Genomic DNA, 18602 nt, shown 5'->3' on the forward strand with positions numbered 1-18602 from the left:
TTGCCTTTAGTATGCTTGCCAAGTTTTTTCTTAATTCCAAACGTGGAGAGGTTTGTCCTTCTTGGCTGTGGTCAACCTCAAAAACAACCTCTTTTCTTTTTAGTAAAGGATTGTATTTTTGGGATAGGATTTTAATCTTCAAATTTTATTCTTCCATGGAAGAGTGGTTATGGCACAGAGAAAAGCGTTTTTATGCTTATAAATATTCATATGGAAACTGAAGCCAGAATAATAATTTTGTATGCTTAACATTTTTCTTCTGGCAGACTAGAGTTTAATTGGTGGATAAGGTGGAAACCAGAAGCATACTAGTAGGAATTGTTCTATGCCTTTTAGGCTTCGTCGTCTTTATATGCGGAATAAGCAACATGACGCCGATAAACGCTGTTTCAAATTCGTTTCTTATCATAATAGGCATGTTTTTAGGAATAGCAGGTCTCATCGTGTTGATTACAAGTGTTTTTTCTGGCGGCTCTATTTTCACTTAGACTGTTCCTTCAATCGTTCTTCATTGCTTCAACTATTTCTCGCACTTTCTTTTTCATTTCAGCTGTTGCCTTGACAGTCACAACTCCTTTACTGGGCTGTCCATAGAGCACCAGAGAGTTTTCCGGCACGGCTAAAATAGCGACCAATGTTAGCAAATCCTCTTCTCCTTCAACGACAATTTTTGTTCGCCGAGAACCCGCTATCGCCTTTTCTACAGCCAGCCAAGCTTCATCTGTTAATGTTCCGGGCGGATTCTTCACATTCAAAACATGGTCAGCCGTGGCAGAGATTGGCGGTATTTCTTTTCTCATGATTTTGTTGTCAACGATCAAGACGTCGGGCAGAAGAGAGTGGTTGGTTAAGTCTTGGGAAACTCGATCGCCTACTGTCACTATCTTTGCGGGTTTTTCTTTTTCAATCAGCGTTTTCAGTATGCTTATTGTTTCTTCCAGAGAACCGTGAAACAGGATCCCCAGAGGTTTTTTCAATTTTTTTCGAAGCTGCGACGTGAGACGGCGGATGTCAATCACCTATAAATTGCCACGAATCTCTCTATTGACCTGTCATATGTTTTTTCAACTTCGGATGGAAATAGGCAGCTAGGCAGCTCGTTTCGCTCTCGATGAAACCGAATGCATTCACAACATTTGCCCTTCTTATCGCATGATGGATAGGTGCAATTACAATTTTTCAGATTCACATCAAGATTGGGGCAAGGTTTTTTTCTTTGCATCTAAGCATCCTCTCATTTTATATGGAAAATCCATGCGAGCTTATAGCTTTTGAAAAGGCTGATGTTATCGAACGCGTAGTGCGTAACGTCCTTTCTCATTAATTTTCATTACCTTCGCTATTTCTGACTCTTTTGGATCAATAATGATGACGAGTCCGCTGAAGTCGTCACTTAAGGTTGCAGTTTTGCATTTTGGGCATAAGGCGCCTGTGGTGATCATGTGACATTCTCGACAGGCTTTATCAGTCATTGCTGCTTTTTCTCCTGCTCCTTAGCTTTATTGACAGCTTTTTCCTTTTCAGCTTCACTTCTTAGTTTTTTCACTTCTTCCTTTATCCATTCAATTTTTCCGAGAAAAGGTTGCCTAGCAGTTACTCCAATTTTACCAGAGCCACCACTTCGAGCCAGTGAAACGGCTGTTACACGAGCTCTAATATGGTCTCCTGACGACAGTTTCCTTCTAGTTTCCTTACCCATCAACACACCTTGCCTTTCGTCATAAGAAATAAAATCATCCATCAGCTGCGACACATGTAGCAACGCGTCGATTGGACCAACACGTACGAACGCCCCAAAATCCGCGATTTCCACGACTTCGCCTTCCACAATTTCTTGAATTTTTGGATAAAAAATCAAAAGAGAGAAGGACACCTTGTGGTATGTGGCGCCATCGCCGGGAATTATCTTCCCCGTTGGATTAACTTTAATCTTAGTAACAGCCACCACGTATCCAAGTTCATCGTCCACCATGCCTTCATACTTCATTCTCAACTGTTCGCGGCCTGCTTGGTCGAGGTGTTCACTAAATTTTTCTGGGGGTATGCGAATCGTGTCTTCCAGAACGAGAAGTTTAAACATTACAATTTTTCCTCTGCTTCGAACAGGTTTATGTGCTTTACATACACTTCATAGGGATTTTAAAAAGCTTTTTGAAGCGCCCCTATTTTTTAGCTAAATCTAGATGGCTCCATCTACAGCTAAATGTGACTTTTGTCTGAGATAAACGACTGGCACGTTTATACTCCTCAGCCTCTTTCTTAAAGCTCGATCATTTGTTGCAGCACAGCATTCCGATTCTGCAGCCACTCGAACGATTACATCGTCATGTGACTCTTTAACGCCTTTCTCCGCATCTATTTTGCGACATTTTTGAGCAAACTTCAAGGCTAAAGTCGCTTGTCGACGCAGTTTTGTTGATCCACTTTCAGCTATCTTCTGTAATTCTTTGTAGGTTGGAGAGAGAATGACTGGTTCAAAACGTCGATTTAGAACTGTAGCTAACTCTTCGAAAATGTCAATTTTAAATTGTGAAGGTATAAAGAGGAAACTTGAGTCCAATATGATTTTTAATGCCTTTCTTGATTTTTTTTGAGACAAATTGTTCGTTTTCCCTTTCTTGATCTTAGGGTTATCTCATACGTTATAGTCTTACATTTATCTACGTTACTTAACTATTCCGTAGCCAATTAGTCGCCATCTTCCAGCTATTTTTCTACTTAACGCTGCTCGCATGCCCTTTTCAGCGCATACTGGGCGTCCAAGCTTTATGGTTGTTGTCTCTCCCCTTACCGAAACAACTGCTCCTGCAGTAATTGTTGTGCCTACGTCTAGTAGGAGGCTTTCTTTTGTGTGAATTCGGTCTATTGCAACCATTTCTTTGGTTCCCACTGCGCGTTCAAAAAAATGCGTTTCTATGATAAGCTCTGAAACCGATGGAGGGAGCTTTCCAGGTAGTCCGACTAGGTTGCCAGTGAGGCTGTCTGCTTTGGTTAGGGACGGATCTAACATTGTTCCTATTCCCGCCAAGCCTCCACATTGAACTTCGTCTACACTTTTTCCACCTGCTCGAAGGCTGACGATTTCGGTAAATAGGGGTTCGTATACTCTTTTACTTTGCTTCTCTGTTCGTATGCCTGGGCGAATTTCTATTTTGTCTCCTAGTTTGAATTTTCCTTGTATGTTGCTGCCGCCTATGACGCCGCCTGCTAGGTTGTCGATAGTTGTTCCGGGTTTGTTTATGTCGAAAGAGCGGACAACATACATTAAAGGCGGCTTTGTCGTGTCACGTTCAGGTGTAGGAATGTGCTTTTCCATGACTTGGACGAGGGCGTCAATGTTTACAGCGCGTTGGGCTGAGATTGGGATTATTGGGGCGTTTTTGGCAACTGTGTCTTTGACGAACTCGGTGATTTCGCGATAATTTTCTAAGACTCTTTTCTCGTCAACTATATCTATCTTGTTTTGAACAATAATTATTTTGTCTACGCCGACAATCTGAATAGCTGCTAAGTGTTCGCGTGTTTGGGGTTGGGGGCAGGGTTCGTCTGCGGCTATTACGAGTATGGCGCCGTCCATAACTGCGGCGCCTGAAAGCATTGTTGCCATGAGTGCCTCGTGTCCGGGGGCATCTACGAAGCTGATGGCTCTTTGAAATTCGCATTTTGTGCCGCAAGTTGGGCATTTGGGTTGTGTGGAGTAGCATTCTGGGGCGTCGCATTTTGGGCATTTGTATACTGGTGCGTCGGCGTATCCGAGTTTTATTGTAATGCCGCGTCTCAGTTCTTCGCTGTGTTTGGCGGCCCATACGCCCGATAATGCTTGTACAAGTGTGGTTTTTCCATGGTCTACGTGGCCAATGGTACCGATGTTAACTTCGGGCTGTTTGGGCAGTTCTTTCAGACGATTAACCTCCGGTTTAGGTTTCTTTTGGTTTCTCTTTGCGTTCCTTGGTTTCTTCCTCGATAACTTTCGGCTTTTTCTTCTGTTTCGCTGATTTCTCTATCTCTTCTGGCTTTTTCTCTGCTGTTTCAGCCTTTGTTTCGGCTTTTTCAGACGGCTTTGCTTTTTTTGCTTTCTTGGGTTTCTCGGTTATTTTCATGTTAATTTGAACGATCTCTTCGGTGATGACGCTTCCGCGAAGCGTTTTTCTTCTACGTTCCCCCTTGCGAGTTGAGTGGAAGCCGACGCCTTTGGTTATTATCACGCGGGTTTTTATTCCGCCGTGGATGCCTGGTCGCATGGGAAAGCCGTCTTTGTCTGAGCCTCCCGTGATTTTCAGTTTATGCCCTCCCAGTCCGACAGCTGTTCCGTCTATTATTTCGCCTAGTCTCCTTCCTACAAGGGGAACGGCTCGGGAGCCTTCCAGTTCAACTATTTGGGATTTTCCAGTTTCGGGGTCTGAAAGGATGATTTTGAATTTTGCCATGGAAACATTTACCTTCGGATGAAGCAAGTTTGAATATGGATTGTACACAGCGTTTTTAAAGCTTCCTTTTCAAAACGCCAACAGCAAGTTAACTTTCACAAACATTCATATTTGGGGTCTATTAGGAGCTTGAACCTCTTCTATCAATTATGTCCAATGCACCAGGTCCAGTACCAACAATAGTCACAGGTACACCTGTTGCCTCCTCAACTCTAACTAAGAAGTCTCTTGCTCCTTGAGGCAGCTTGTCATAACTAGTCGCGTTTTTGCAACTGGGATATAAAATATCAAGCTTAGTCACAGCAGCCTCTGTAGCACCATGAATCTTCGCCACTCTCCTCGCCAAATTAAAATTAAACGGTGCAGACCTACGATCCCGCCCTGTACCAGCCGCAGTCTCAAACCACCTGCGCCGTATGGCCTCTTCCTTGGACAACTCCCCAGGCAAATCTCCTGCACCCACACGCGTAATAAAAGCCTTAAACACAACCAAAACCTTGTCCACCCTACTTGGACCTACCCCAGACTCAGAACATATGGCTGCAGCACTTGTATCACGACTCGTAACATAGGGATAAGACCCGTGATAAAGCGAAAGCATCAAGCCTTGCGTCCCCTCCAAAACAACAGTCTTTTTTGCGTCAATAGCGGCATTAACTTCCCCTGTCGCATCTGCCAAAAACCGCTTCAACTCTGCCACATCCTTCGCCAACTTAGCTGATCTCTTCGCCCTTTCCTGCACGGCGGGACCAACGCCTCGACCAGTAGTGCCGAGGCTTTTCAAGTGGCTGTCGCTCTTGTCTATTGCTGAATGATGCGGCTCAATGATAGAAGCTTGCCTGTCCACACCGATCCGACTCTCAACTCCCGTTTCTCTTACCTCTTTCAAAAATTGAAAAACATCAACATTAGCTCCAGGACCAATTAACAGGCGACATTTATCATAAACAAATGTGGAAGGCACCATATGTAAAGCGTAACGTCTACCCTTAAAATGCACAGTGTGAGCAGCGTTAACAGAACCCGTGCGCACGCAGACGTCGACTTTGTCTTTCAAAGCCAAGTAGGATATGACTTTGCCTTTGCCTTCGTCTCCCCAAAAAGCACCAGCAACTACTGTACAACCCATGAGTTTTTCACCACAGTTAGACTCTAGCGAGAAATATTTAAAAGTATTTGTCAACTTCATGTAAAACAATACGCCATTTTACAAAGAAACTGTTAATTTTATATGGATGTGTCGAATAGGTTTAAGAACCAGTCAACAACACGTCTCTCACGAGAAAACGAAGGCGCAAAACCATGCAGTTCAAAGCCGTAATTTTCGACCTAGGCGACACGCTGATATTAACGGACCGATGGGACTACAACAAATGCTTAGCAAAGCTTCTGAAGAGCCTACAGCACGACAATGTGATAGTTTCGACTTCATTTGAGGAGTTTAGACGTGTTTACTTTAAAGTGCGCCATCAAATGTACCTCGAGTCTGAACAATCCCTTCGTGAAGTTAACTTTCGCCTACGAATTGCCGAGACATTAAAAAGGTTCAACCACAATTTTGCTCATGAAAGCCCAATAATAACGCGTGCTGTAGAAGCCTTTATCGAAGCTTTTATCGAAGACGTACGAATGGAAGCCTATGTGCTACCCTTACTCACTAGATTGAAAAAGAAATACAAGCTTGGACTAGTCTCCAATTTTGCCTACTCGCCAGGCTTTTGGAAGATACTGCAGCGCTTCAACTTAACCAGATTTTTTGACGCAGTAGTGGTTTCTGGCGAATTAGGCCTACGAAAACCTCATCCCAGGATTTTTAAAGAAGCACTAAAAACGCTAGGTGTCGAGGCTGCAGAAGCAGTTTTTGTAGGCGATTCCTTGAAAGCAGATATTGACGGAGCAAAAAACATGGGCTTCACGACAATTTTAGTTGAGAATACTGGACTTAGGAAGAATCCTTACGCAATTCTAGGTGAACTTGACCCAATTCCCGTAAAGCCCGACAGGGCAATACCAAATCTGAGAAGTCTGTCCAAAATCCTAGAGGTTTTGTAACTATTTCATGGCGCATAGCATTTCTTTTGTTCTATTAAATTTGCGCTCTTTAATCAAGCAAAGCAGGTATCGTATATGTTGAAGAACATCTTGCTTTCCATTGACTTGTCTTCTTCTTCTAAGCATAGTTCCAGTGAATCTTCAAAGCCTTCTCTGTATCTTAATCTCTTCGTTCCTTCATAATCAAGCGTTCACTAGAAGATGAGGGTTCAGCTGTTCCATCCACTCAATTTCTTTCAGAAAAATTCTCAACGGAGGCTTTCTTGGCTGTGTAATACAGTGAACGGCTGGTTTGCCACCGTCTTTTTCCCGTTTAGCATCAGCTATGTAAACGTTAACTAGAACAGAGCCGTCTTTCAGATGCAGGTTGACATTGCGGCCTACGAAAGCACGAGCCACATTTAGGTTGAAGTGTTCCATGCCCATCGATTATCGTCTCCATTCATAGTTTTCATCCGCAATTTTGCGCCAACAATTAGTGCAAATGGGTAATTGCTGTTCTTCATGCGTTATGTAAACTTCTATGTCGGTGTTTCTACACTCACTTATCCATGGATTCTGACACTTTTCTACAGGACGAGCCAAATGATCATACCTCACTACAAAACGATTTTTGTTTTTTCTACGTTTAAAACAGTCGACGCAACAACAATCTACAGAGTGGAGAGACATGAGTGAAAGTGAAACTGCTTCAAATCGCCAGAATGACCTTACCAAATTTTTCAATGCCGACCGATGCACTGGTCAGATTTCAATATTCGTAATTGCCTTCAGATACGGATTGGACGCTAACGACATCTACAGTAAGCTACTAATGGACTAGCATTAAACCAGTAAAAAATTCACCGTTTTTCCTTTCTCCTACTTTGTCAAAGGTTGACAATTTCCGGCTTAATTTCTTTCTTTGTTATTTTCAATAGTGCAACTGATGGTCTAATTAAAAATGGCGGGATTGGATTGGTGGGGCTGCCGGGATTAACGAGCAACATGCCCATTTTATATTTCAAACTTGGCCGATGAGTATGCCCCGATACGAAAACGTGGAATCCTCGCTTCCCGATTATGCCTTTAAATCTGCTTTTTCGAAAGAAATAGTTTAGACTGTGAGTCAATCCAATTTTCCAGTCATAAACGTCAACAGAATTTGTAACAGGCAATTTCTCTTTCACGTCTCGCGTGTCCATGTTACCATGCACAGCGATTACAGGTGCCATCTGTTCCAGTTCGTCTATGACGCTTAGCTTCGTTAAATCTCCAGCGTGGATAATCAAACAGGCGTCTTGGAAGACTTGGAAAACTTTGTTTGGAATAGCTTTTGCCCGGGCTGGAATATGTGTATCTGAGATCAAACCTATTAGTTTCAAAACTCTCAGCCTTGATGATCTTTGTTATCAACTATTATAATAGTGGATAGCAACGGTTATAAAGTTAACAGAAAATCGCGCCGAGCTTACGCTAAAAGACTTATGTTTAACGGATGCGCTTTTCAAGCTGGGACAAATGATCGAATTCTATGATTTTGGCACAATCGTCATCAACGGCAAACACTACACTAATGATGTAATTGTATTTCTAGGCAAAGTAAAGGATAATTGGTGGCGGGGAGAGGGGCACAAACTCGCGATTGAAGATTTGCAAGAGGTATTAAAAGTTGAACCGCAAGTAGTTGTTGTGGGAACTGGTTATTGGGGTTTGATGAAAGTTCCAAAAGAGGTGAAGCGACATTTGGACAGACAAGGTATCCGGCTGATGATAGAAAAGACGGGTGATGCGACGAAAACTTTCAATAGACTAGCAGAGTCTGGTGAGAAGGTTGTTGCCGCGCTTCATTTGACGTGTTAAGTTTTTTTAGACTCTTGAAAAACGTCGAGAATCTTAACACGGATGGGAAATTTTTATTCAGCTAAATTAGTTGAGTGCTTCTTTTTTCTTCGTATCAGAGTTGCAGCAGCTGCGAGAGTGGTTATTAGGAGTATATTTGCCTTTTTCCAAATAGTTACGAGAGTGTTATCCAACGAAGTTGTTTCTCCACCAATACCAGCTGAGACTTTTATATGCTTTGAAACCACGTCTATTAGTCCATCAGTGTCAGTGACCGTTAAATTCACGCTGTAAGTCCCATGGGACACGAATTTGTGAGTGATTGTTTGGTTGTCGGTGTTAATTGAAGTATCATCGCCAAAACTCCAAGAGTATGTTTCAATTTCCTTATCGAGATCGTAACTTGCAGAGGCGTCAAACACAATAGTCTCCCCCGTAAGAGGTTGTGTGGGATACCATGAAAAACTGGCAAAAGGCGGAATCAGAAATCTGACAAACGCCTTGTCGCCTGGATTAGATTCTGCAAATAAATCAACTTCAGCGGTCTCTCCTTCGTCAATTGTTAATGAATGTATGTTTGGATAGTCTGTGCTGTTCCATTTAATGTTAATCCATGTTCCTTCAGCAGTTATTTCTAGGCTGAAAGGGTTCTTCCAAGAAGCTTCGCGGAAGGCTAAGAACATGTCTGAAAGTATTCCATCAGAGATTGAAGCGTAGAGGTTTACGATGATGTCGTTCCAGTCATAATCAGTCCAATCTTCGAAGATGTACGTGTAATTTGCATCTCCATCATTCCAATCGTTGTCAACTAAAATCGTTTGCGCCATCTTACATGGATGATAATAGGGATTCCATGTGGCGTTTTCAAGTAATGTACAAGTTGTAATGGGTGCTACTGTAATCCGTTTGCCACTTTCAATGGGTATGATAAGAGGCGTGTAGTCGTTGGGAAAACCGTCTGACGGATCATTTAAATGGTCATCGTGGTGCGAGTTGTCTTGAGCTTGATAAGCTGATTCTTCACAAAAGACAATTGATAAACTCGACGACATAACCATCAATGTCAAAAGAAACAGAGAGAGCCACCAATAGCTTTTCATGTTATTCGCCATCAGATATCGATTTTAAGATAATCGAAGATTTGGCGTTTTATTAGGATTCTGGAGTTATATTCTATAAAAATAATACGTGAAATTGAAATCAGCCGTTTGCCGACCGCCTTCAACATAAACTACATCAGTGTGTTTATAGAACTTACCATATTATCCACATAACAGCAAGAGATAGACCACATATTTTAAGCATTTTTCATGGAGAAGACGGTGGTATCGTTTAAATGTGGAGGGTATGGAGGGTTACGACGATGCATGCATTCGCATATGACAAAGAAGAAATGGACTCCGAGAATCAGAGCAGTGTCTTCAAAGCGCCATAAGATATTATCTCTGAAATCTCTTCCACGAACCTTATGTGCTCTGCATTGTCAGACGCAAGGGATCCCTTCAATAATATAGGTGTAAAGTCAAAGTCTTGCGCACCTCTGTATGTAGATAAGACGCAAAACTCTGCACAAAAACCTGTCACAATAAGAGTGTCAACCCCAAGCTCTCTTAATTTTTCTGCAAGCCCTGTCTTTGTGAAAGAGTTGCCATAGGTCTTCACGATGCGCATATCTTGAGGTTTAAGCTTCACACTTTCAGGCACGTTAAAACCTGATTTACCTGGCGCAAGCCCTTTCTCTCCACTCTTGTGCTGTATGATGACGATGGGAAGGTTCTTTTCTCTGAAAAGGTCTATTGCATCATTTATGTACTCAATGGTCGACTTTAAGGAGTCCGAGCAAGCCTGATTGATGTTGAAAAACTCATTCTGTATGTCTATTACGAGCAAGGCTGGCTTCATTTTTTTTATCTCCTTTTTCACTTCACGATTTAATCATCTCTATAGGCTTACAGATTATAAGACTGTATATGAAAGCGCGCGCATTTTAATCTGAAAAAAGAAAAGATATATTTCATCAGCCCACGATTTTTCTGTCATCGCAGCCGTGGAATACTCCAAGGATTAGATACTCATCATCTGAAAAACCACCGCAAGATTCCAAATTTCTATCCAATCCCATACAAATCTCACCTCGGCAAATCTACGATTTGGAACATTCCGCACTCTATTAAGTTTATCGTTGCGCGCACGTAAGGGAAAATGACGCTGATTACGCTTTCACGAATTAACGCGTGCGTATATCTATAGACTTCATGAAATACGGGTCAGAACGTTTTAATGTATATCTGTCATAGTCTCTGGACAGTGAAGGTAATGATGAACCCAGTAATTGAAGCCATACACAACAGACGGTCTATCAGGTCCTATGAACCAAAACCAATTCCGAGGGATATCATCAACACGATCATCGAAGCTGGCAATCAGGCTCCTTCAAGTGGGAGGGAGGAAAAAGGAAGTAAGGAAATTCTTTTTCAGCCTTGGCGGTTTGTTGTTGTCGAGGACCCAGAGTTCAAGCAAAAACTCGTTCAGACCGTCTTTCCGATTTGGAAAAAGTCCATGGAAAGCATGAAGGAGACGCACCCAGAAATTATCGAGAAAGTAATGATGTTCTACGAGGCGATGGACGAACCCAAAGACATGATTTACCATGGTGCACCTGTCATCCTCTTTGTCATCGGCCTAAAAAGTCACGCTATAGATTGCGCGCTTGCCTGCGAGAACATCATGATTGCCGCAACCTCTCTCGGTCTTGGCAGCTGCTATGTGGGATTTGGTGCAATGGTCACAGGCGATGCTGATGTCGTACAAACCCTCGAGCTAAAGGATAATGAACGGATATACGGGCCTATCGTGCTTGGCTATCCAAAGGAAGATGCGCTCGCGCGCTGGTATGCTTACAAACGGGCGAAGAAAAAAGAACCCATGATTAAATGGATCTAGAAGTCAACTAACTTGCTGCTATTTTGGCTATAATTACACGCGCGCGCACTTAATCAAGCTAAAAACAAAATTTGACCCTTTACTACTTACACTCTCTCAGGGTAATCTACCTTCTTAAAGGGCCAGTCTGAGCTGATCCAATCCCTTACCTTATTGAACAATATCTCGTCCAGTCCTTTGTCGTATTCAGTCTGACGCACCCACATGACCACAATAGCGTCTGAGTCGGCAGTTTCAGACTGGTTGATGTAGACACAGCCAAGAACCCTTGCTTCATCCAAGGATATGACCGTATAGGCAAACGCCTTGCGACTGAGGAACTCCTGTTGATGCCTTTCCAGGTCAATGAGGTTTTCTTCGAGGGTAAACCCCGGTCTCGGCCAAGGACCACCAAACATAGTCTGAAGAAGCTCCCGACTCTCGATGACTGCTTCGTAATCTTTTTCGACGTCATCCACCGACAGCATCCGAAGGCGGAAACGGTCTGTCTCGAGCAAGGAGGGGATCTCGAAATCATCGGGTACGAATTGGTTTGTGGACATCGGTTTCTTCTCTCATTCATATTTGACATATACTGTGTAAGATGTATTGATTTATACGTATGCGCGCCCATCTGGTTTTGCGCGCGCTATGGGATTTGGTTAGTGAGCTTCGTACAATTCTCTATATTCATCTTCCAGAATACTCATCATGATGCCGTCGCTGTATTCGTTGTTGTAGTAATATTCATCTCTCTCAACGCCTTCCTTTTTGAAGCCAAGACTCTCCCAAAATTTCAGCGCTCTCTTGTTGAAACCGACCACCCCTATCGAAATCTTATGAAAGCCCAGTCGTTTGAAGGCATGGTCAAGGAGCAAGTGACCTGTCTCAGTTCCGTATCCTTTTCCCCAAGCGTCCTTCTCGCCGATTATGATGGTTATGTCTGTATTTCGCCAAGGTCTAAACATTCTCAAAAATCCAGCTTCCCCTATTACCCGATCACCTTTTTTGAGGGCAATCACAAACCACATTCGATTCTTATCAGCAAGCAATTTCTTGTAGAATTTCTCGGTCTCAGCTCGACTCATCGGTGCAACTTCACCTATAAGTCTTCTGAGTTCAGCGTCATTGGGCCACTTCTGAATGTAGGGCAAATCATCTCTTTCAAAAGGTCTCAAGTAAACCCTTCTACCTATCAAGGTCTCCTGTTTTGACACGTTCTCTCTAACAGACATGCTTTCACTGAACACATTATCACCGTGTCCTTCCGCATAAGATTTTTTTAGAAAACAAGATTAAGATGAAATGTGCCGATAGTTAACAGGGTTATGGGTGTGCTGAAGAGTTAACAGAACCTGGTTAAGGGCTCTGTAAAGTCTTCGTCGGATTAGCTATCGTGTAAAAAATCGTCGGATAGGGTTCGTGAATTGTCAAACCGTAGTCATCATTTTTCATTAGCCTTTGAAAGCAACTTTTCCACAATCTTTTTTTTCTCAACTTCTCGCATGTATTGACTGATTCCCATACCTCGGTAGATTTCGGATAGTGGGCTTGAGACTTCTTGTTGTTCCAAAACTGGATTGAAATTGATTATGAAAGAGAAATCCGCATGGTATAGTTGGTTCTCATGGGGTATTACTAGCAATCTAGAATTTGTCACTCCAAGAATCTTTGAGGTGTCTTGAAGAATCTCTTTAGCTTTGCACATTCCAAAGAATGACGAAGGTGAGTTCTTGAATTCCTCAATAAGTTGAGGGAGCTTTTCCGAAAGTTTCTTGAAATTTAACACATGAATTACTTCCCTCGGTGAAGTTCTTTTTTCATATAGCGTATTCTTCACAGAGTCTAACCAATCAAGGAATTTTTGAGTTACGTACACTACCTCTTCTGATAATTGGTCAATTGACAAGGGTGAAACTAGATTTTGTTCTACTTTCTCTTGAAATGCCTTGGCTAAATTCTCTGGATTAACTTGAGGAAAATATTGTCTATTTTGTGGGTGTTCTTGCGGAGTGATGTGCGATGAAAGTGTCTCTTCTTTGGAAATGATGGTAAGGTGTGAAGTATCAACTCCCTCTACTCTTGATGTTCCTAGTACGTATCCATTTCTACATGGACTCATAAAGCCAAGTTTGATTTCTTTACCCGAGGGTGTCACCAAGAGAAGTTTATCCCTTTTTTTCATGTTCTAGACAGTGTCTTTTATTACATAAAAGCCTAGCTAGGGTCATTTCGTAGTGATACAATTCTGACTTGCATTTTGGATTAGAGTCTTCCACTTGTTCTTTCCTTTAGCAATTATTCCACATGCTGTTGGTGCGTGCGCATTTGTTCAAAAATAGGGTGGTTGTCCGGGTTTGTGTCCCGGTTGTTTGGGTGCCGCAGCCTAGTACTCGCGCGATTGTACTGCCGCGGCTGACTGTTACGTGATTGTTGTTGCCCAGAATCTCCGGACGACTGCTTTGCCGATAAATTCTATCCATGTTAGGACGCCGGTGTTAGCCATCCAAACTAATGCGCTTCCGTAGTCAAGTTTCCATATCACCATTACGATTCCTGCGAGGGCGCCTGTTATCGGTGTTATGACGAGTTTTTGCGGAGAGAACTGTTCGTTGGGGTTGCTGCTTTTGGCGTAGCCTAAGAAGGCCATTACCACGCCGATCGTCACTGAGTAGCCAATAACCTTCAGCTCCGGTATCTCTTGGACTTCGCCAATCAATATGGGTCCAAAGGTTAGAACGACAATGAAAATTAGTGCATAGCCAGAGGCATTTGGTCATTTTTCGACATAGCTTGTTTCACCTCCCTTCCTGCTTATTCGAGGGCTTTGTTGGCGACGTACATTCATTATACGCCGCTTCTCCTGCCCCGAGAGATCTACGAAAACTTGTGGAAACCAGGGGAGAAAGGAGAACAGCATTAAGTTTCAAACTCTCTCGAAGTTTCAGCTTTAGCCCATCTTGATTGGAATCTCTTCCGTTTCGCTGCTGTTTCTTTGTGGGCTTTTGTTGCGGATCCTCTCTTCTATTTCCGGCAGCTTCAGCTTAGAAGTTAAAAACCCATTCCTAGAAATATTTTTTTTAACTTCTACGCCCAGATTCCGAAGTTTCATACGGATAGCAATTGGAATCTCTTGAATGTACGGGCTAAAGTCTCCAAACTTGCACCTCGCTTAGCCATCTTAATGAGTTTCTTCAAATCATCCGCAAAATAATTCATACAAGGCGTTCCTCATAACAGCATTATTTAAACTTGACTCACTTTTAGTATGCATGCTAGAGGGCTTTAGGTTCACCCTTTCGGAGAGTTTCCTTGATGAAGACTGCAAATATAGCTATTCCAGGAATACTCAGAAGTATCGATGTGTAAAAAACTATTCTTGGATAGACATTAAATTAGTAGTTCGCAACTATCAGATTTCCAAGTCAGTTTTAGCTTTTCACCAAAACTTAGTGCTTCCTCTGATCTAGTCATAGTATCCTTTGATGGCGCTTTCTGTTTAGTTTCGATTAGAAAAAGCTGCCTGGCGATGGTCATCACGGAAAGGACAGCTGAGGCTAGCGGAAATATCAGCTTATAATCACCACCTAGATCCAACTTCTAAGAAAAGAACCAATCACCACAGCTAACAAACAAGGTGCTAGTACGTTTGGAAACACAATTCTAAAGACGTTCAATAAGCCAAAATGAACCGCCCATTCCCAACCCCATTCAAACGTCGCCCAGTACACATTCATACCGAGACCATACCAAATGTAAAGCGCTACGAAAATAGTTCCGCCGATAAATGACGAAGCAAGTGACACCACAGAACTATAGAACAAGGATTCTACACTAGATATAAAAATGGGGATCACGAGGCTTACCAAAAAAAGAATCAGTATTTCCAACAATCCAGCACTAGGAGCGTCATACAAAGTATAAGCGATTTTTTGAGGCCCAAGCCTTGCACTCGTCGCATATTTAAGCCAGAAAATCTCGCTTATGACAAAAGCTATCACTAAACTCCAAGCTACCACAATGAAAATGTCCCTCCTTCTCAATCTATTAGTATTAATAGGTATCAACTCCAGCATAGCATCTAATTTTATGGGCAACTCGAGTGTAGACCTCCGTCGGAATCCTCAAGCCTCCCATACACTTAAGACGGTCTATAACGGCGTTAAAGAGCTCTGGATCAACATCATCGCTAACTGTCAGGCCAGCGTAACTTTTGATCTGCACTTTTTTCCCTTGGCTGTACCACGAATCAAGAAGTTGCTTGTTTATCAGGGTCACACCACTTTCAACGATCACTTCTTGCTTATCCATGCCTTCAAACGGTCTTGCACGGTAGTAATCTGCGTTTGAGGCGCCTCTAGCAATTGTTCGTAACGTGTCTGTGATTCGGGGAATGAGCATAAGTTCGATTGCTCGTGACAACGATTCATAAGTGAGCGCGTATTCTCTTCCAACGTAGTCAACAAGACCCACCGTATGTAATTCATCGAGGTATTTACGCGCTGTATTAGGTGAGATGTCGAACTTACTTGCGATATCGGTTGTCGTAGATCTAAAGGTCTCTTCCAGGTATAGGAAGATATCTTGGTGAAGTTTGTCTAAACCTAGCGCAAATAGAACCCATCGTTTCGCATTCTCAGTATGGTCCTCTTCTGAGACATCTTTTAATGGTCTTAACCTGCGAATGGTCCACTCTGCGAGTACTTCGAAATCCCCTGGTCTCTCTTCTCTTTCTTCTTCCTGTTTCCCTTTTTTTGTTTCACTCATTTTTTATCACCTTTAACGATTATTGAATGAGCTTGCACGTCTGCACCCTTACTGTTCTTGTTTCCTACTACAACTTTCTCTCCGCTCTCTGAGATTATTACAAGATGTTGAGGACTGTAACCATAATTTGACACCGGGCCTTCCACCTCAATCGTTTCACCATTGAAGCTATGCACTCCAATCGCTCGTGCTATCGGCGCTCTCCCTAATCGAGTAATTTCTTTGCATGCTGCGATGGCACTCCCGACATCGCTAAATGCTCTCCCCCTCATCTTCTGGTAGTAACCGGAATCTGAGCGGGACCTTGATTCCACTTTAGCTATGCTTCGTAGATTTTCTGTGATTCTTGGAATCAACCGCCTCACGATCGATGCTGACACCGATTCTCGAACGAAGTAGGCTTTGCCAATATGATCGATGAGCCCTAAGGAATAGAGTTGATCGACATGTTCCCTCGTTTCGTCAGGAGTCTTCTTGATATGCTCTGTTAGATCGTCTATGGTTGCTGCATCCGAATCTTCAATGTACTTGAATACATCTCTTGTTGTTCCTTCGACACCGATGGAGGAAAGGACCCATTCTTTTATGCGCTGGTTGTAGGTCGTTTTTGGCTCTTTGGAGGGTTCTGGAATACGTCTTACTTTCCATTCAACGAAGAACTCATATTGTGGTTCAGATTCTTTCAATGATTTCAACTCAATTTTCTTTGCTTCTAAATAACTAGATAATGCGTTTAAGTATTTAAGTGTTGCGCGCAATGTCCCAAATGTGGAGAGCCTCTAATAAGACAAAGCACGAAGTGCAGATATCACCGCGAAAATGACAAACGTCCATTCATATCTGTTCAACATCCCTATATCCCTGCTCTAAGATTAGCTGTCCACGCGTCTTCTTCAAGAAGCTAACAGCATTATATCTCCTTCAAATACACTTCATCACTCTTACACTCTTGTACGAGTTCTGCGCGCGTATGTATGTTAAAGCTTAAATTTCTCTTTCTTTCTATGTTTCGAAAAGGGTAGTGAAATATGAGCGCGCGCGCTAGAGTTCATAACGCGCGCGTGTCGGGCCCATGAGGAGGTGAGTCTGTGTACAAGATAGGGAATGTTTTTGTGGAAGAATCGGTGAATAAAGAGTCTTTCATTGAAGCCATCGAGGAGCTTGCTCTGAAACCTCCAGTCATCGTCAAGCCAAACTGGGGCTTCTCCGTCTGCTTCACCGAGGCGACGATTCTGGACTGGGTCCTCTCCGCCGTCGACAGCGACGCCCTCGTGGTGGAGAGCTACGGATGGGCGAGGACGGAGGATATACTCAAGACTGGAGGCAGGGGCTCCATTGAACCGGAGTATCTCAGAGATAGCGACCGGTGGTTCCTTGAGTACTCGGGCATCGGGGAGGTCCTGAAGAAGCACGGTGTGGAGTTCCTGAACATCACAGAGGAGAACTGGGGAGGCCGCACGGCGGACCCGGAACTAATCAAGGATGAAGTCGCTAGGAAGCATCCTCCACTCGAATTGCAGGACTTCTATGGCTTCGTTCCGGAGAGGCTCTACGAGATGCGGGGGAGTGATCTGCTCAGCCTGGCCAAGGTGAGAGTACTGGAAGCTCCCATGTGTGTGTCCCTCGCCGTGAAGAACTTCTTCGGGATGATTCCTGGTCCTAGCAGGAGGATGTACCATGGCGAGAAACATAGTAAGCTTAACCAGAGCATCGTGGACATCTACAAGGTCTATGACTCTCTGTTCGACATCAGCGGGGTGGTCGAGGCGGTACTCACGGCGTCCCTGAGAGACCTTGAGACCATGAAATGGGACATCCTTGAGAATCCTGGCTTCTTCTCAGGCTCCAATGACCCCCTTGAGTTAGACGCCTTCGTGACCGCTCTCTTGGGAAGGGATCCGCACAGCGTCGGATATCTCAGGGTGGCTGCGGAGACGTTTGGCGGATGGAACGAAGAGAGCGTCGCCCGTGGCTTGGAGAGCGGGATAAGGATATTTGCGCGCGCTTCTGATAGTAAGTAATAGGGGCAAGACTGTATGAGAACACGATTGTCTTCACTCCTAAATCGCTTCAAAACTTTAAGTATGCATTGGATGAGTTAGGGATGCGCGCGCGCATTTTGTCCTGGAGGTCTTGGCCGACAATGTCAAATCTTTTTTAATAAACGCACGTGCCTGCAATGTTACGATTTGGACGATAAAGTTTTAAGTGCATGTGACTGTAATATAACAGTAACAGTAATTTTTTCAAATCAGAGTGACTAACTTGCGATATTTAGAAGAGAACGCTGAGATCTTGTCTGACTTCGGGCTCTCTGGTAATCAGGCTAAGGTGTATTTGGCCACAGCTCAACTGGGCTTGGCTTCAGTCAGCCAGGTTTCAAAATGTTCAAAAGTGCGTCGAGAAGACGTATACAGAATATTGCCGAAGCTTGAAAAATTGGGGTTGGTCGAGAGACTACTGGGAAAACCAACCAAAATGAGAGCTCTGCCCGCGGAAGAGGCGTTTCATGTTCTGATCGAACGTGAACAAGAGATCGCCAACGAAAGAATGAGTACACTAATGGCTAAGAAAGACGCGTTTTTGAAAAATTATAAGCCCTTTGGAATGGAA

General features: G+C 43.3%; 27 protein-coding genes. 7 read left to right on the plus strand and 20 right to left on the minus strand.

Features of this window, described 5'->3' with window-relative positions; genetic code table 11:
- The first annotated feature begins 290 nt into the window (after nt 1–290).
- Complete coding sequence (locus tag OEX01_07530; protein ID MDH5448832.1) at nt 291–488, plus strand: hypothetical protein; 198 nt, start codon at nt 291–293, stop codon at nt 486–488.
- A 9-nt stretch (nt 489–497) separates the two neighbouring features.
- Here the strand turns inward: OEX01_07530 and OEX01_07535 are convergent, their stop codons facing one another.
- The 8 genes from OEX01_07535 to OEX01_07570 all read right to left on the minus strand — a co-directional run bounded on the left by OEX01_07535 (nt 498) and on the right by OEX01_07570 (nt 5556).
- Nucleotides 498–1019 carry a GTP-dependent dephospho-CoA kinase family protein gene (locus OEX01_07535; GenBank protein ID MDH5448833.1) on the minus strand — a complete coding sequence of 174 codons (522 nt, stop codon included), beginning with the start codon at nt 1017–1019 and terminating at the stop codon, nt 498–500.
- A complete protein-coding gene (locus tag OEX01_07540) occupies nt 1016–1222 on the minus strand; it encodes a DUF6485 family protein (GenBank protein MDH5448834.1) in 207 nt (68 codons plus the stop codon). Before OEX01_07540 ends, OEX01_07535 begins: the two co-directional genes overlap by 4 nt.
- Before the next feature lie 64 nt (nt 1223–1286).
- A complete protein-coding gene (locus OEX01_07545; GenBank protein ID MDH5448835.1) occupies nt 1287–1472 on the minus strand; it encodes a DNA-directed RNA polymerase subunit E'' in 186 nt (61 codons plus the stop codon).
- Nucleotides 1469–2080 (minus strand): DNA-directed RNA polymerase, encoded by a 612-nt coding sequence (locus tag OEX01_07550; GenBank protein ID MDH5448836.1) that lies wholly within the window; start codon nt 2078–2080, stop codon nt 1469–1471. Before OEX01_07550 ends, OEX01_07545 begins: the two co-directional genes overlap by 4 nt.
- 99 nt (nt 2081–2179) lie before the next feature.
- The gene (locus OEX01_07555) at nt 2180–2599 is read right to left on the minus strand and encodes a 30S processome protein Utp24 (protein MDH5448837.1); all 420 of its coding nucleotides are present in this window, start codon (nt 2597–2599) and stop codon (nt 2180–2182) included.
- A 66-nt stretch (nt 2600–2665) separates the two neighbouring features.
- On the minus strand, nt 2666–3892 hold the full coding sequence (locus OEX01_07560; GenBank protein MDH5448838.1) for a translation initiation factor IF-2 subunit gamma: 1227 nt from the start codon (nt 3890–3892) through the stop codon (nt 2666–2668).
- 25 nt (nt 3893–3917) lie between these two features.
- Nucleotides 3918–4427, minus strand: coding sequence for a 30S ribosomal protein S6e (locus OEX01_07565; GenBank protein ID MDH5448839.1), 510 nt, complete (start codon nt 4425–4427; stop codon nt 3918–3920).
- 121 nt (nt 4428–4548) lie between these two features.
- Nucleotides 4549–5556, minus strand: coding sequence for an adenylosuccinate synthetase (locus tag OEX01_07570; GenBank protein MDH5448840.1), 1008 nt, complete (start codon nt 5554–5556; stop codon nt 4549–4551).
- Nucleotides 5557–5729: 173 nt separating this feature from the next.
- Here OEX01_07570 and OEX01_07575 point away from each other — a divergent pair, with 173 nt between their 5' ends.
- On the plus strand, nt 5730–6479 hold the full coding sequence (locus OEX01_07575; GenBank protein MDH5448841.1) for an HAD family hydrolase: 750 nt from the start codon (nt 5730–5732) through the stop codon (nt 6477–6479).
- Between the two features lie 183 nt (nt 6480–6662).
- Here the strand turns inward: OEX01_07575 and OEX01_07580 are convergent, their stop codons facing one another.
- Both OEX01_07580 and OEX01_07585 read right to left on the minus strand, forming a co-directional pair.
- Nucleotides 6663–6905: a hypothetical protein gene (locus OEX01_07580; GenBank protein ID MDH5448842.1), complete on the minus strand. Its 243-nt coding sequence runs from the start codon at nt 6903–6905 to the stop codon at nt 6663–6665.
- A gap of 3 nt (nt 6906–6908) precedes the next feature.
- A complete protein-coding gene (locus OEX01_07585) occupies nt 6909–7064 on the minus strand; it encodes a hypothetical protein (GenBank protein MDH5448843.1) in 156 nt (51 codons plus the stop codon).
- Between the two features lie 85 nt (nt 7065–7149).
- On the opposite strand from OEX01_07585, the gene OEX01_07590 reads away from it, so the two are divergent.
- Nucleotides 7150–7302 carry a hypothetical protein gene (locus tag OEX01_07590; protein ID MDH5448844.1) on the plus strand — a complete coding sequence of 51 codons (153 nt, stop codon included), beginning with the start codon at nt 7150–7152 and terminating at the stop codon, nt 7300–7302.
- Between the two features lie 46 nt (nt 7303–7348).
- On the opposite strand, the gene OEX01_07595 is transcribed toward OEX01_07590, so the two are convergent.
- Nucleotides 7349–7843 (minus strand): metallophosphoesterase, encoded by a 495-nt coding sequence (locus tag OEX01_07595; GenBank protein MDH5448845.1) that lies wholly within the window; start codon nt 7841–7843, stop codon nt 7349–7351.
- Between the two features lie 136 nt (nt 7844–7979).
- On the opposite strand from OEX01_07595, the gene OEX01_07600 reads away from it, so the two are divergent.
- A complete protein-coding gene (locus tag OEX01_07600) occupies nt 7980–8321 on the plus strand; it encodes an MTH938/NDUFAF3 family protein (protein ID MDH5448846.1) in 342 nt (113 codons plus the stop codon).
- A gap of 53 nt (nt 8322–8374) precedes the next feature.
- Here OEX01_07600 and OEX01_07605 read toward each other — a convergent pair whose 3' ends face one another.
- Entirely contained in the window at nt 8375–9412 is a 1038-nt protein-coding gene (locus tag OEX01_07605) for a PKD domain-containing protein (GenBank protein MDH5448847.1), read from the minus strand.
- A gap of 295 nt (nt 9413–9707) precedes the next feature.
- Complete coding sequence (locus OEX01_07610; protein MDH5448848.1) at nt 9708–10202, minus strand: isochorismatase family protein; 495 nt, start codon at nt 10200–10202, stop codon at nt 9708–9710.
- Between the two features lie 414 nt (nt 10203–10616).
- Here OEX01_07610 and OEX01_07615 point away from each other — a divergent pair, with 414 nt between their 5' ends.
- Nucleotides 10617–11243 (plus strand): nitroreductase family protein, encoded by a 627-nt coding sequence (locus OEX01_07615; GenBank protein MDH5448849.1) that lies wholly within the window; start codon nt 10617–10619, stop codon nt 11241–11243.
- Nucleotides 11244–11329: 86 nt separating this feature from the next.
- On the opposite strand, the gene OEX01_07620 is transcribed toward OEX01_07615, so the two are convergent.
- From OEX01_07620 to OEX01_07650, 7 genes are all read right to left on the minus strand, one after another.
- Nucleotides 11330–11710 (minus strand): GNAT family N-acetyltransferase, encoded by a 381-nt coding sequence (locus OEX01_07620; GenBank protein ID MDH5448850.1) that lies wholly within the window; start codon nt 11708–11710, stop codon nt 11330–11332.
- Between the two features lie 174 nt (nt 11711–11884).
- A complete protein-coding gene (locus OEX01_07625) occupies nt 11885–12457 on the minus strand; it encodes a GNAT family N-acetyltransferase (protein MDH5448851.1) in 573 nt (190 codons plus the stop codon).
- Between the two features lie 209 nt (nt 12458–12666).
- Nucleotides 12667–13407 carry a hypothetical protein gene (locus tag OEX01_07630; GenBank protein ID MDH5448852.1) on the minus strand — a complete coding sequence of 247 codons (741 nt, stop codon included), beginning with the start codon at nt 13405–13407 and terminating at the stop codon, nt 12667–12669.
- Between the two features lie 237 nt (nt 13408–13644).
- Nucleotides 13645–13941, minus strand: coding sequence for a hypothetical protein (locus tag OEX01_07635; protein MDH5448853.1), 297 nt, complete (start codon nt 13939–13941; stop codon nt 13645–13647).
- 868 nt (nt 13942–14809) lie between these two features.
- On the minus strand, nt 14810–15265 hold the full coding sequence (locus tag OEX01_07640) for a hypothetical protein (protein ID MDH5448854.1): 456 nt from the start codon (nt 15263–15265) through the stop codon (nt 14810–14812).
- A gap of 10 nt (nt 15266–15275) precedes the next feature.
- Nucleotides 15276–15989 (minus strand): DeoR family transcriptional regulator, encoded by a 714-nt coding sequence (locus OEX01_07645; GenBank protein ID MDH5448855.1) that lies wholly within the window; start codon nt 15987–15989, stop codon nt 15276–15278.
- Nucleotides 15986–16675 carry a hypothetical protein gene (locus OEX01_07650; GenBank protein MDH5448856.1) on the minus strand — a complete coding sequence of 230 codons (690 nt, stop codon included), beginning with the start codon at nt 16673–16675 and terminating at the stop codon, nt 15986–15988. Before OEX01_07650 ends, OEX01_07645 begins: the two co-directional genes overlap by 4 nt.
- Nucleotides 16676–17077: 402 nt before the next feature.
- Between OEX01_07650 and OEX01_07655 the strand changes: the two genes are divergently transcribed.
- Together OEX01_07655 and OEX01_07660 are read left to right on the plus strand one after the other, a co-directional pair.
- Nucleotides 17078–18010, plus strand: coding sequence for a DUF362 domain-containing protein (locus OEX01_07655; GenBank protein ID MDH5448857.1), 933 nt, complete (start codon nt 17078–17080; stop codon nt 18008–18010).
- A 235-nt stretch (nt 18011–18245) separates the two neighbouring features.
- Nucleotides 18246–18602, plus strand: a 357-nt coding sequence (locus OEX01_07660; protein ID MDH5448858.1) for a hypothetical protein, incomplete at its 3' end; no start/stop codon positions are given.

The sequence above is a fragment of the Candidatus Bathyarchaeota archaeon genome (assembly GCA_029882535.1).
Lineage (GTDB): Archaea > Thermoproteota > Bathyarchaeia > Bathyarchaeales > SOJC01 > JAOUKM01.